The sequence below is a fragment of the Priestia sp. 3CA3 genome, assembly GCF_056836725.1.
In genome coordinates this window covers 94604-107107 of record NZ_JBXENJ010000011.1, presented here as the reverse complement: position 1 = coordinate 107107, position 12504 = coordinate 94604, and the positions used below count along the sequence as shown (strand labels likewise).

13 protein-coding genes, 1 pseudogene and 1 riboswitch are annotated in these 12504 nt (G+C 37.8%); of the genes and pseudogenes, 9 read left to right on the top strand and 5 right to left on the bottom strand.

Annotation, left to right across the window (positions count from 1 at the left end; genetic code table 11):
- Positions 1–302: pseudogene (locus tag AC1VNJ_RS23410) on the bottom strand (hypothetical protein); the annotation flags it as partial.
- Between the two features lie 214 nt (positions 303–516).
- On the opposite strand from AC1VNJ_RS23410, the gene AC1VNJ_RS23405 reads away from it, so the two are divergent.
- From AC1VNJ_RS23405 to AC1VNJ_RS23375, 7 genes are all read left to right on the top strand, one after another.
- Positions 517–1038, top strand: a complete 522-nt coding sequence (locus tag AC1VNJ_RS23405; RefSeq protein ID WP_048021637.1) for a M15 family metallopeptidase — start codon at positions 517–519, stop codon at positions 1036–1038.
- Between the two features lie 475 nt (positions 1039–1513).
- Positions 1514–2242 (top strand): amino acid ABC transporter ATP-binding protein, encoded by a 729-nt coding sequence (locus AC1VNJ_RS23400; RefSeq protein ID WP_028410185.1) that lies wholly within the window; start codon positions 1514–1516, stop codon positions 2240–2242.
- Positions 2243–2263: 21 nt separating this feature from the next.
- Complete coding sequence (locus AC1VNJ_RS23395) at positions 2264–3079, top strand: transporter substrate-binding domain-containing protein (RefSeq protein WP_028412504.1); 816 nt, start codon at positions 2264–2266, stop codon at positions 3077–3079.
- Between the two features lie 74 nt (positions 3080–3153).
- Positions 3154–3792, top strand: coding sequence for an amino acid ABC transporter permease (locus AC1VNJ_RS23390; RefSeq protein ID WP_013055074.1), 639 nt, complete (start codon positions 3154–3156; stop codon positions 3790–3792).
- A 14-nt stretch (positions 3793–3806) separates the two neighbouring features.
- Positions 3807–4457, top strand: a complete 651-nt coding sequence (locus AC1VNJ_RS23385; RefSeq protein WP_482641357.1) for an amino acid ABC transporter permease — start codon at positions 3807–3809, stop codon at positions 4455–4457.
- A 225-nt stretch (positions 4458–4682) separates the two neighbouring features.
- Positions 4683–6038 (top strand): amino acid permease, encoded by a 1356-nt coding sequence (locus AC1VNJ_RS23380; protein ID WP_033580704.1) that lies wholly within the window; start codon positions 4683–4685, stop codon positions 6036–6038.
- Positions 6039–6165: 127 nt separating this feature from the next.
- Entirely contained in the window at positions 6166–7443 is a 1278-nt protein-coding gene (locus tag AC1VNJ_RS23375) for a DUF445 domain-containing protein (RefSeq protein WP_482641356.1), read from the top strand.
- Positions 7444–7480: 37 nt separating this feature from the next.
- Here the strand turns inward: AC1VNJ_RS23375 and AC1VNJ_RS23370 are convergent, their stop codons facing one another.
- The 4 genes from AC1VNJ_RS23370 to AC1VNJ_RS23355 all read right to left on the bottom strand — a co-directional run bounded on the left by AC1VNJ_RS23370 (position 7481) and on the right by AC1VNJ_RS23355 (position 10844).
- A complete protein-coding gene (locus tag AC1VNJ_RS23370) occupies positions 7481–8020 on the bottom strand; it encodes a PepSY domain-containing protein (protein WP_025752882.1) in 540 nt (179 codons plus the stop codon).
- A 133-nt stretch (positions 8021–8153) separates the two neighbouring features.
- Complete coding sequence (locus AC1VNJ_RS23365) at positions 8154–8729, bottom strand: PepSY domain-containing protein (RefSeq protein ID WP_482641355.1); 576 nt, start codon at positions 8727–8729, stop codon at positions 8154–8156.
- Positions 8730–8801: 72 nt separating this feature from the next.
- Positions 8802–10148: a HAMP domain-containing sensor histidine kinase gene (locus AC1VNJ_RS23360; protein WP_154992327.1), complete on the bottom strand. Its 1347-nt coding sequence runs from the start codon at positions 10146–10148 to the stop codon at positions 8802–8804.
- 3 nt (positions 10149–10151) lie between these two features.
- Positions 10152–10844: a response regulator transcription factor gene (locus AC1VNJ_RS23355; RefSeq protein WP_243555742.1), complete on the bottom strand. Its 693-nt coding sequence runs from the start codon at positions 10842–10844 to the stop codon at positions 10152–10154.
- Positions 10845–11034: 190 nt separating this feature from the next.
- Between AC1VNJ_RS23355 and AC1VNJ_RS23350 the strand changes: the two genes are divergently transcribed.
- Both AC1VNJ_RS23350 and AC1VNJ_RS23345 read left to right on the top strand, forming a co-directional pair.
- The gene (locus tag AC1VNJ_RS23350; RefSeq protein ID WP_033580715.1) at positions 11035–11628 is read left to right on the top strand and encodes an undecaprenyl-diphosphatase; all 594 of its coding nucleotides are present in this window, start codon (positions 11035–11037) and stop codon (positions 11626–11628) included.
- A 151-nt stretch (positions 11629–11779) separates the two neighbouring features.
- Positions 11780–12199, top strand: a complete 420-nt coding sequence (locus tag AC1VNJ_RS23345; RefSeq protein ID WP_028412491.1) for an organic hydroperoxide resistance protein — start codon at positions 11780–11782, stop codon at positions 12197–12199.
- 105 nt (positions 12200–12304) lie between these two features.
- Positions 12305–12487: riboswitch (cobalamin riboswitch) on the top strand.
- The last annotated feature ends 17 nt before the right edge of the window (positions 12488–12504 follow it).

The window sequence follows — 12504 nt, the reverse complement described above, 5'->3', positions numbered from 1 at the left end:
TCCATAATAGCTTTGGCTTTTGCCTTTGTACCAGCATCTAAATTGCTAAAGGGGCCTTCTTTATGATGCTGAGGTAAGCTTACGCCGAGTTTCTGTAATTTTTCCTGTGCTTTTTTCATAATATCATCAACTTTTTGTTGTGTTGCATCACTCGTAGTTGTTGTATTGCCATTTGTTCGCTCTACAACCGTTGAAGAGCTTGTTTCATCTGTGCTTGCTGCAAATGCCGTGGAGTTTGCAGCGGCCATAACTCCTAGTGTTAAACCGCTTGCCATGATATAACCGAATAGTTTCTTTTTCATGCTGTTGTCACTCCTTAAAAGTTATAGGGGTGTGGTACAGAGCTGTCCACAATTGTTAATGTAACCACCAATAGTGAAAAAATGGTGAAAATAGATAAAAAACGAAAAAATATAGACGTTTGTTGAACACTACAGCTCTTTTATTGGATAACAAAATGAAATTCGATATGATTTTATCTAAGTAACAGCAAAAAAGAATGGAGACTTTATATAGATGAACGTTCTTAAAAAATTGGCAATAGCTTTGATAGTTGTGATAGCGGTAAGCCTGTTATTTTTGTTTCGCGATGAGTTAAAGCCAGGTCCAACGTTAAAAGATTTTTCAGGAGCAGCTGAGTTGCATCCTGTCGTAGAAGAAAAGAAAAATAAACTTGTTCAACAAGCAAACGACCAAGGAATCTCGATTGTCATTACGGAAGGTTTCCGTTCAAAAGAAGAACAAGATAAGCTTTATGCAAAAGGCAGGACGGAAGAAGGCAACATTGTTACCTATTCAAAGGGCGGCCAGTCTTATCATAACTATGGACTAGCTATTGATTTTGCTATTGGGTTAAAAGACGGACAAGTTATTTGGGACATGAAATATGACGGTAATAACAATAATCGGTCTGATTGGATGGAGGTTGTAGATATCGCAAAAAGTTTAGGGTTTGAATGGGGAGGAGATTGGCAAGGTTTTAAAGACTATCCGCATTTTCAAATGAGTCCGGAAAATATAAAAGGCCACACACGCTAATAAAGCGTGTGTTTTTTAGAGAAATAATATAATTTCACTATATTTATGTCAGAACCTCTAACATGAATGAAAGCTTGTATTTACTTTTTTATTAATTTACTGCTAAGAGAATTATATATATTAATATAATAAAGTGATAGACGGATAATTAGAAAAAGGGCTGATTAGAGAGAACTGCCCTAGAAAAATGAAAGACAATTCGTATAAAGATATGCGTTAACTAATATAATCTATTGATTAAGCTTATACAAGTACCTTCAGCCTAGCGAACGTATGCTTACATATCGGCAAATGCCAACAAAACCTTTTATTTTTCTAGCATATTTTATTTGAAGATAGTTCATTTTGATTACAAAAAAGAGATAATTTGTCAACTGTTGACTTTGCTTTAAGGGTAAGAATATAATTTTTAACATATTTTAAATGTTTTAAAAATTTAAATATTTATCATTGTTCGTAGATTAGGAGGAGGAAAATGATTGTTTTTGACGGAGTGAACAAATATTACGGTGATTTTCACGTATTAAAAGATATCAATTTAACGATTAAAAAAGGTGAAGTTGTCGTCGTAATTGGACCTTCGGGTTCGGGTAAAAGCACGATGCTGCGATGCATAAATTATTTAGAAACAATATCTAACGGACAATTGACGGTAAATAATATATTGGTTGCAGATAAAAAAACAAATATTAACAAACTGCGCCGCAATATAGGTATGGTTTTTCAGCATTTTTATTTATATCCGCACAAAACGGTTTTAGAAAATATCACCTTAGCGCCTATGAAAGTACTGGGACAGTCGTCAGAAGAAGCTAAGAAAACAGCTCTATACTATTTGGATAAAGTAGGAATCGGTGAAAAAGCCAACGCCTACCCATCCCAGCTTTCAGGTGGCCAGCAGCAGCGTGTAGCCATTGCGAGGGGACTTGCAATGAAACCAGAGATTATGCTTTTTGATGAGCCTACCTCTGCTCTTGATCCAGAAATGATTGGAGAAGTGCTGGATGTCATGAAAACATTGGCTAAAGAAGGAATGACGATGGTAGTTGTAACTCATGAAATGGGGTTTGCTAAAGAAGTAGCAGACCGCATTGTATTTATGGATCAAGGAAAAATCTTAGAAGAGGCAACTCCGGCTGAGTTTTATGAAAACCCGCAAGAAGAAAGGGCACGTTTATTTCTTAGCCGTATTTTAAATCATTAATTGTTTAATAGGGGGAGTAATATGAAGAAATCAAAAACGTTTTTAAAGGCAGCCGTGCTTTCATTAGCAGCGGCTATGATGTTAGCGGCTTGTGGAGGAAAAAGTGAAGAAACGAGTGGATCATCAGCTAAAAAAGATGCGCTCACTGAAATTAAAGACAGAGGGAAAATTATCATTGGAGTTAAAAATGATACGCGCTTATTTGGCTTAAAGAATCCAAAGACGGGTGAAGTAGAAGGTTTTGATGTTGATATTTCTAAGCAGCTGGCTAAAGAGATTTTAGGAGATGAAAACAAGGTAGAATTTAAAGAAGTTACGTCCAAAACAAGGGTTCCTCTTCTTCAAAAAGGAGATATTGACGCTGTTGTTGCAACAATGACCATCACAGATGAGCGTAAAAAAGAAGTGGATTTTACGGATGTGTATTTTCAAGCTGGCCAGTCTCTTCTTGTGAAAAAAGGCAGTAAAATTAAAAGCGTTGATGATTTGAAGAAAGGTACTAAAGTGTTGGCTGTTAAAGGATCAACTTCAGCTATTAATATTCGCGAAAAAGCACCGGAGACAACGGTATTAGAGTTTGAAAACTATGCAGAAGCATTTACCGCTTTAAAATCTAAGCAAGGAGATGCTTTAACAACTGATGATGCTATTCTTTATGGAATGGCTGATGAAGATCCTTCTTATGAATTAGTAGGAAAGCCGTTCACAGAAGAGCCTTATGGCATTGCTGTGAAAAAAGGAAACAAAGAGCTTGTAGATGCATTAAACGATGCGCTTAAAAAAATGAAAGACTCTGGAAAATATGATGAAATTCACGACAAGTGGATCAAACAATAAGCGTACAGTTTTCTTTTCTCAGGATGAGCAGCATTATGCTCATCCTGCTTGTTTAGTTGAAAGGAGGAAGAAAATTGCTGGATTTTTCAATTCTGACGAACAATATGGATCTTTATTTAGAAGGTTTTAAGTACACCATTATCGCCAGTCTGATTGCTTTAGTGGCCAGTTTTGTACTTGGTACAATCATTGCGGTAATGCGAATAGCCCCTCTCAAAATAGTAAATGTAATTGGCACTGTCTACGTAGAGTTTATTCGAAATATTCCACTTGTGGTTATCGTCTTTTTTATTTTTATTGTGGCAGGAATCAGCGGTACAGCAGCCGGAGTGCTGGGATTAACTATTTATACGGCAGCTTTTATCGCCGAAGCTATACGAGCGGGAATTATGGCAGTTCCAAAAGGGCAGCTTGAAGCGGCGCGTTCATCCGGCCTTACGTACGGTCAGGCGATGCGATTCATTATATTGCCTCAAGCCATTAAAATTGTCATTCCTCCTCTTGGGAATCAATTTATTAATTTAGTGAAAAACTCATCCGTGCTAGGGATTGTTGCTGGTTTTGATTTAATGTATCAGGCAGATCTTGTTTCCTCTCAAACTTATGTAGTGTTTGATGTGTATATTTTTGTGGCTCTGTTTTATTTAGTTCTAACCATTCCGTTGAGTTTAGGAGTTGGTTATCTTGAGAAACGTCTTGGTAAAACAAGCTGAAAGGAGTGAAAGTGATGGATTTTATGGGTGCTTATTCTCCTGATCACCTTTCCTTCTTAATGGAAGGATTTTGGGTCACTTTAAAAGTGGCATTCATTTCGATTGTGTTAAGTTTTATTATTGGAAGTATAGTAGGTATTTTAAGGTATGCCCACATTCCAGTTCTGTCTCATGTACTCGCTTTTGTCGTAGAAATTATCCGGAATTTGCCGCTTCTTTTAATCATCTTTTTTGCATACTTTGCTTTACCTGAAATCGGAATTGATATGGAAATTACGTCAGCAGCGATTGTGGCCCTCACTGTATTTGAATCTGCTATGATTTCAGAAATTATCCGAAGCGGATTAAAATCAATTGAAAAAGGACAAATTGAAGCGGCACGTTCATCAGGTTTAAACTATTACCAAACGCTTCGTTTTATTGTATTGCCACAAGCTTTGCGACGAATGGTACCTCCTTTAGTTAGTCAATTTATTTCATTATTAAAAGATACGTCGCTTGCAGTGGTCATCGCGCTTCCTGATTTGCTGCATAATGCTCAAATCATTTATGGACAGAAACAAAGTTACGTGGTGCCGATGTTTTTGATCATTGCGATGATGTATTTTATTGTAAACTATGCTTTATCAGTCATTGCACGAAGACTAGAAGTCAAAAGGGTGTAGATACTCTTTTGACTTTATTTTTGGAAAATAAATAACATTGACAATGCATTGTTGCAACGCATAAAATGACTAAAGTAACAGTGATTAAATGAGATTATTTTCATTCATTATATAGAAGAAAAAAACAGTGTTGGTCCAACCCCTACTGAATATCCGGTAGGGGTTTTTGTGCAAGAAGTGATTTGGTTAAACTAACACGTAAAATGAACAGAAGGGACGGGCATTATGGGAAAACAAGATCAAAATTTAAAAAAAGGTCTGTTGCCTCGTCATGTGCAGCTCATTGCACTTGCCGGCATGATTGGGACAGGCATTTTTAAAGGTAGCGCTGACACGCTAGGTATTGCAGGACCAAGTGTTGTACTTGCGTATTTATTTGGCGGCCTTATCTTATTTATTGTAATGACAGCACTAGCGGAGATGGCAATTGTCTATCCGAATATGAACGTACAAAATTTAGTGCATAAGGCATTCGGTACGCAAACCTCTTTTATTGTAGGGTGGCTGTACTGGGTGAACTGGATTGTTGTGACGGTTGTTGAACTGCTTGCGGGAGGAAGCTTTTTGAAGTTTTGGTTCCCTTCTGTACCTCTTTGGCTCTTAAGCTTTCTCTGTGCAGTGCTGATTGTCGGGATGAATTTATTTCAAGTGAAGTATTACGGAGAAATTGAGTTTTGGTTTGCCGGTATTAAAGTAATTGCTCTTACTGCTTTTATCATTTTGGGAGCTTTCATTTTATTCGGTGTAATTCCAAGTGATGTGCAAAACCCTTGGGCAAATTATACGGCTCATGGAGGCTTTTTCCCTCACGGCATGAGCGGTGTGCTGAGTGCCTTTTTAATTGTGATGTTCTCTTACGGGGGAGCTGAACTAATTGGTGTGGCCGTAACGGAAACAAAAGATGTAAAAAACGTGTTACCGAAAGTAATTAAAGGCACAGTATGGCGAGTGATTGGCTTTTATATTTTGCCTATTTTAATTATTTGCGGCCTTATGCCCTGGAATTCTGTATCGGGGCAAGACAGTCCCTTTGTGCAAGTGTTTAGTATTACCGGTCTGCCAGGTGCGGCTCACATTATGAACTTCGTTTTATTGACGGCCGTTTTATCAGCAGCCAATTCAGGGATGTATGCAACTTCGCGTACGCTCTATGCTATGGCTCAAAGCGGAGAAGCATCAAAGCGCTTCTTGAAAGTTTCAAAAAATGGCATTCCGATTAACGGTTTGATGATTACGGCTGCTTGTATTTTAATAGGTTTGTTTTTAGCCTATAAGACGCCGGATAATGTAATTAGTTATTTAATGACTATTCCAGGTTTCACGATCATTCTCATTTGGGTGAGCATTTGTTTAGCTCAATTAAAGCTGCGTAAAGGGTATAAAGAAAAGCCGTTTTTTGCCTTAAAGTGGTTTCCTTATACAACGCTCTTTGCAACAGCAGCACTGCTTGTTATTTTTGTATCGTTTATGTTTAACAAAAACAATGTGATTGGATCAAGCGTATGTGCGGTTATCCTGGTCGTACTCCTCATTTTTTCATTTATTAATAAAAGTCGAAAAGAAAAAAAGTTTGAAGTATAGCAAAAAGGCAATATACTAGAAAGACGAGGGTAAAAGCTTGTCTTTCTTTTTTTGCGAAAATTTCTGTATCACGTTACATATTTCTAGATGAAATGTTTAGTTAAATAAATAAAGGATGAGGACTACAATGGAATCAAATAATGTATTTACAACAAACCCAAAAAAGAAATCAAAGCACTTGGCCACGATTTCTTTGGCCATTATGGGAGTGGGCTTCGTTGCCACCATGCCTTTTGGTGATTCAATTTGGGGTCGGTTGCTTCAAGGTGGGTTCGAAGCTGGATTAGTCGGGGGCTTAGCGGATTGGTTTGCAGTTACGGCTCTTTTTCGTCACCCTTTAGGCATTCCTATTCCACACACTGCGCTGCTTCCTAAAAACAGGCAGCGTATTACAAGAGGGTTAGTCTCAACGCTTGAAAACGACTGGCTGTCAAAAGAAAGTATTCAAGAAAAAGTGAAAAGAATTGCGTTTACAAAGCGTTTGCTTCCGATTGTTCGAAAAGGTGTTCATTCGGAAACGATTCAACAAAAAGGAACAGCACTGCTTGTTGATGCGATTAATCGTGTGGATACAGAGAAAGTAGTTCCTATTATTGAAAAAGAGCTCAAGTCATCGCTTTCAGCAATAGAGTTAAAGCCTATCGTGCATTCGATTGTTGGAGAAGTGGTTAGAAATCAGTATGATGAAAAAGCACTTGATGTTCTTTTAAATAAGGGAGAGGGCTGGATTAAAAAAGAAGAAACTCAGTATCAGCTCGGAAGTATTGCTAAAAATGCGCTTGATAATATTGAGCTTGACGGTATTTTACAATTTGCTCTCAAATCATTTCAAAGCATGATTAACGAAGAGAAGCTAGGGTCTATTTTGCAAAATCTACTGCTTTCTATTACAGGTCGTCTTCGTAATGAAGATGATGAATATCGCCTTGCTTTGGTAAATGGAATTAGAAAAGAGCTGCAAGGCTTGGAACACAATGAAGAGCTTCTTGAGAAATTAGAAGCATGGAAACAAAAAACGATTAATGAATTAAATGTAACGAATAAATTAACAGAAATCGTCGATAAAATGAAAGCGAAAGTGACGGCATTTATTGAAAGCCCTGAATTTATGAAAAGCTACGCCGTTCCTTACGTAGAGAGCTGGCTGAATGCTCTTGAAGAGGATGCACAGCGTCAAGAAGCAATTGATACGGCTATTCAAAAGCAAATCATGAGTTTTGTAGACGAGAATCATTCAAAAATTGGGCAGCTTGTTCAAGAAAACTTAGATAAATTAGATGATGAAACGCTTGTGGATATGATGGAAAACAATGTCGGAAAAGATTTGCAGTGGATTCGAGTGAACGGAGCTCTATGTGGATTCTTGATTGGTATTGTGTTAACGGTTATTAAATTAGCGGTATAAAAAAGAAGCACGCTCCTTTTGGAGCGTGCTTTTTCTATTAATCATCTATTTCTACACTGATTACGTCGCCGTTTTTGGCATCTACTGAAACAGTTGCTTCACGTTTATCGGCTGTGTCAATTTCGATTTCATATACTAAACGGTTGTTTTCTTGGTCTAAATCCGTTTCATTCACGGTTCCTTTAGCACTCTTTAAAGCTGTTTTGATTGCTTGATCTAATGAAATAGCAGGGGAAGCGTTTTGGAGATTTTCTTCTTTCTCATCATCATCGTCTTTTTGGTCTTCATCAAATTCAATGATTTTACCGCTTCTGCTGTCAATATCTACATCGTATTCTTTATTACCTTTTGTGATATCTACTTCATATTGTTTAACGCCGTCATCTACGGCTAATTGGATATTTGTAATGTCACCGCCGTCTGTTTTTTGAAGAGCAATGTCTTTTGCCTTTGCTTCTTCAATCGTTGTGGTTTGCTTCTTGTCATTGCTTTTAGACTGATCCGTCATGGCATATGCACTTGCACCTAATCCACCGACTAATACTGCACTGGCTAAAACGGTTGTAATAACTTTCATATGTTACGGCCTCCTTGATTTGTTGTTAAGACTATCTTAGCCGATGAACTTTAAAGGAAAAGAAGAAGAAGTTTAAAATTTTCTTAGAAATAAATAAAGGTGTATAAAAAAAGCACAGCTTTCCGCTGTACTTTTAGTCGTCGTCATTTTCATAGGTGATGGAATCTACATGCCCAGAGTAAGCGTTTATCATTACTTTAGCTTCTCTTGTTTTAGACTGATCAATTTCGACTTCGTAGAAGGTTTGGCCTTCTTCCTCTTCTATTTCAACTGAGGAAAACGTTCCTTTTACTTTTTGTAAAGCAATATCTCTTGCTTGTTCCATTGAAATGAGAGGCTCGTCGGATGTAGGAGAAACGGGTGGCTGCTCGCTCTTTTTTTGTTCTTTTTCTGTATCATTTTTAGTTTGAGTAGACGTTTGTTTCTCTACTTTTTGTTTGATTAATGACTGGACTTCTCCATTTTCTCCATTTAATGTGATGTGGTATGGAATATCACCTTTAAGCAAAGTAATTAGATAAATCGGTTCATCATCTTTTTGAGAAAAACTTGCATTTTCAATCGTGCCGCCATATTTCTGCTGAATCATACGGCTGATTTCAGACTCGGATAAAATGGTATCAGATGGATTCATTGCTTTTGCTATTCCATAAAAGCAAGCTGAACCAACAGCAAGAAAGATAAGTATAAAAAGCACCGTTTTCTTCATACATTCACCTCCAGTATTATGAAAAATAGTATAGCAGGCAATTCTTAAAAATCTCTAAGAAACGGTGAGAAATCAAAGAGGAAAGCAAACCGTTACGGATGTCCCTTTTCCTTCATCGCTGCTAATCTCAATACGTCCGCTATGGGCTTCTACAATCTTTCGAGCAATGGATAACCCAAGCCCTGAACCACCGGTTTCTCGATTTCTTGCTTTATCTACGCGAAAAAAGCGTTCATACACGTTTGATAAGTCTTCTTTTGGAATACCAATTCCTTGATCTGTGACCGTAATCATAAAGCTTTCGCTTCTTGTTATGGTTACCTCTACCGCTTTTTCACTATATTTAATGGCATTATCTAAGAGGATGTAAAGCAGCTGCTTTAAGCGTTTTTCATCCGCTGTTACGACGGGATGATCCGTTTTTATATTTAAATAAATGGTTCGTTCAAAAGCTTGTTCTAGATGCTTGATTGTTTGGTTACAGACGGCCGCCGCATCTACGTGTTCCATGTGAAGCTCCCACTGCGACTCATCTTTCGCAAGCACCAGCATTTGAGACGTAAGCTGTTTCATGCGTAAAGACTCAGAGTGAATGGCTTCGATGGCTTCTTCTAAAATATCTGGACGCTTCATCCCCCATCGTTTTAGCATATTGGCATAGCTTTCTACCACGGTCAGGGGTGTTTTTAATTCATGAGAAGCATCGGATACGAACTGCTCTTGCTTTTTATAGTTTTCCTCTAATAAATCCATCATATTATTGAAGGTGTTGGCCATTTGATCTAACTCATCTTTAGAAGAGGAAGAGAGAGCGATTTTTTTGAATGTGCGAGACACTTGAATTTCTTCCATAGTATGAATAAGAGATTTGATAGGCCGCAAAATGATTTTACTTAAAAGCCGTCCGGCAAATATGGTCGGAATTAATATAACAAGAGAGGCAATAAGCAAGATGAATTTTAACGTCTGTAAAGATTGTTCCACGTCTTCGAGTTGTTCCGTGACTTCTAAAGAAACGACTTCACCGTTCGTCCAAATGACCGGAGTATGCGAAATTGCGTATAGGTGGCCGTCGTCTTCTTTGATGGTTGTTTGTTCATTTGAATAATAAGAATAGGATAAGTCCTGAAGCTCTTTCGTTTGATCAGTAACCGATACAACTAAAGGACTCCCTGATTTAGGCAAAATACGAATCATTCCGTTAGGAGGCAAATAGGCACGAAGCAAATTGGCTTGTTTAACCGTCGAACTTGTTTGTTTTAGCCCATTTGTTACGTTGCTTGTTTCTGCTTGTAAACGTTCAATTGCATTGTCTTCCATGGTTTTCTTGAAAATGAAGTAAATCGAACTGTTTGCAATTACTAAGAGAATAAAAAGCAGGGCAGTTGATGTAAGGATAATCTTTGTTTGCAGTTTCATAAGCTACTCCTTAAGCATATAGCCAACGCCGCGCACCGTTTGAATATAAGGTGTTGAAAATGGTGCATCAATCTTTTTGCGCAAATAACGAATGTATACGTATACAATATTGGTGTCGCCGTAGTAATCAAATCCCCACACGTTTGTAAGAAGCTGTTCAAAGCTTAGCACTTGATTGTTGTTTTGAAGCATATAGACAAGTAAATCATATTCTTTAGGAGTCAGCTCAATAGCTTCATTTTCACGCGTGACTTCTCGCGTTTTTTCATTAACAACTAAAGTTCCTAGCTGCAGAGTATCTGCTTCTTTTTCAGCAGGAGATGCTGATGCAGGATGGCGAAGCCATACGCGGATACGTGCAAAAAGCTCCTCAATTTGAAAGGGCTTTGTAATGTAATCGTTCGCTCCTAAATCTAGTCCGCTTACCTTATCAGGAAGGGCGTCTCGAGCGGTTAATAAGATAACGGGCGTCTGATCATCGTTTGCTCGAATGCGACGAAGTACTTCGAGTCCGCTCAGTTCAGGAAGCATGACATCTAAAAGCAGCAAATCCCAATTGTGTTCTTGAAACTCTGCCAATCCTTCTGTCCCTGTATAAGCCATGCCCGTTTCGTACCCTTCGTGTTCAAGCTCTAGCTGAATTAAACGAGCAATTTTGCGCTCATCTTCTACAATTAAAATTCTGCCTTTACTCAAAAAAATTCCCCCTTGTGTCTATGTATAGTTGCGTACATTATAGCACGGAGAGATTCGGGGTGTATAAATGATAAGGAAATCAATGGTTATTTACTAAATATATCAATAATAGCCCGAGAAATAATGTTCATTTTCTTCAGAAACTGATAAGATAGCTAATGACATTTAAAAATAAGAAAGGATTTCGATTATGTTATCAGCTATTAATTCAGTAGACTATACCATTTTCCATGCGGTGAATCAGTATGCCTCGCATGTGAAGTTTGTAGATTCGTTAATGGTATTCTTTGCAGATTATGCCCAGTATGTACTTATTGTTTTACTCGGCTTGTTTTTACTTATTAATAAAAACGGCAGCCGTGTTGTAGCATTTCAAGCTTTATGTGCTTGTGCCACAGGAGTCATTATCAATAAAGTGATTAGTTTATTTGCTTATCGAGATCGTCCGTTTATCTCTCACCACGTGAATCAGCTTATTGATCACGCCGCGAATTCTTCATTTCCAAGCGATCATGCTACATCTGCATTAGTTATCACTTTTACCATTTGGCTGCATTTCAAACGTTCAGGGCGCATGTGGGTTGTCATGGGTGCACTCATTGCATTTTCACGGGTATGGGTTGGCGTTCACTATCCATTCGATGTGTTAACAGGAGCCGTTTTAGGCTGCGTGCTGGCGCTGTTTATTCATTATGTTATATTTAATACGAAACTGATGAGGGCTATTACCAACTTGTCTATTTTTCGAAAATCAGCTTATGACGAACAGTCTCAATATTATTAAGAAAAAGTCGCATATACGCGGCTTTTTTTATTGGAAAATTTTTAATGTATTTAACACTTGTTTTTTAAAATTAAATTGTGTACAATTAAATTACAGAAACGATAAATAAAAAATTTTAATAAAATTACTAAAAAAGAGGAGAGATTTATACATGAAAGCTTTATATGAAACGACAGTCGTTAACACAGGTGGAAGAACAGGAGAAGTTCATTCTTTAGATAATATCTTTAATTTAGACGTTGCAACACCTCCAGCGCTTGGTGGAGAAGCAACAACAGCAACAAACCCAGAGCAGCTATTTGCAGCTGGATACAGTGCTTGTTTCAACAGTGCGTTAGAATTTATGTTGAAAAAACATAACGTAGAAATTAAAAGCAGTGAAGTAAAAGCTACGGTTCAGCTGCTTCCAGATAAAGCTGATCAAGGAGTAAAAATTGCTGTAGCGCTTGAAGCTCATATCGAAGGCTTAGATTTAGAAACAGCTAAAAAATATGTAGACCTAGCCCACTCATACTGCCCGTATTCAAAAGCAATCAGCGGCAACGTAGACGTAACGGTAGAAGTAGTTTAATTGCTTTAAAAAGCCCTGTTAAGCATGTAAAGCTTAGCAGGGCTTTTTTATTTGAATTTTCTCTATTCATTTGTAAGGAGTACTAGTATAATGAGGAAGAAAATGAATCATTCGCACAGTTTAGGTGCTCTTACATAGCGTAAGAGGTAACAGGGAATCGAGTGCAAATCTCGAGCGGTCCAGCCACTGTAAGCAGGGAGTTTTCTATCTTATCGTCACTCAAAACGGGGAAGGCGGTAGAAAATGATGATCTCAAGCCAGGAGACCTACCTATTCTGTACACTTGACTCTTCTAGGAAAGAGGC

Excerpts from the sequence above, each read along its gene's own strand:
- AC1VNJ_RS23405 (WP_048021637.1), top strand. The coding sequence starts at position 517 with ATGAACGTTCTTAAAAAATTGGCAATAGCTTTGATAGTTGTGATAGCG.
- AC1VNJ_RS23400 (WP_028410185.1), top strand. The coding sequence starts at position 1,514 with ATGATTGTTTTTGACGGAGTGAACAAATATTACGGTGATTTTCACGTA.
- AC1VNJ_RS23395 (WP_028412504.1), top strand. The coding sequence starts at position 2,264 with ATGAAGAAATCAAAAACGTTTTTAAAGGCAGCCGTGCTTTCATTAGCA.
- AC1VNJ_RS23385 (WP_482641357.1), top strand. The coding sequence starts at position 3,807 with ATGGATTTTATGGGTGCTTATTCTCCTGATCACCTTTCCTTCTTAATG.
- AC1VNJ_RS23380 (WP_033580704.1), top strand. The coding sequence starts at position 4,683 with ATGGGAAAACAAGATCAAAATTTAAAAAAAGGTCTGTTGCCTCGTCAT.
- AC1VNJ_RS23375 (WP_482641356.1), top strand. The coding sequence starts at position 6,166 with ATGGAATCAAATAATGTATTTACAACAAACCCAAAAAAGAAATCAAAG.
- AC1VNJ_RS23370 (WP_025752882.1), bottom strand. The coding sequence starts at position 8,020 with ATGAAAGTTATTACAACCGTTTTAGCCAGTGCAGTATTAGTCGGTGGA.
- AC1VNJ_RS23365 (WP_482641355.1), bottom strand. The coding sequence starts at position 8,729 with ATGAAGAAAACGGTGCTTTTTATACTTATCTTTCTTGCTGTTGGTTCA.
- AC1VNJ_RS23360 (WP_154992327.1), bottom strand. The coding sequence starts at position 10,148 with ATGAAACTGCAAACAAAGATTATCCTTACATCAACTGCCCTGCTTTTT.
- AC1VNJ_RS23350 (WP_033580715.1), top strand. The coding sequence starts at position 11,035 with ATGTTATCAGCTATTAATTCAGTAGACTATACCATTTTCCATGCGGTG.
- AC1VNJ_RS23345 (WP_028412491.1), top strand. The coding sequence starts at position 11,780 with ATGAAAGCTTTATATGAAACGACAGTCGTTAACACAGGTGGAAGAACA.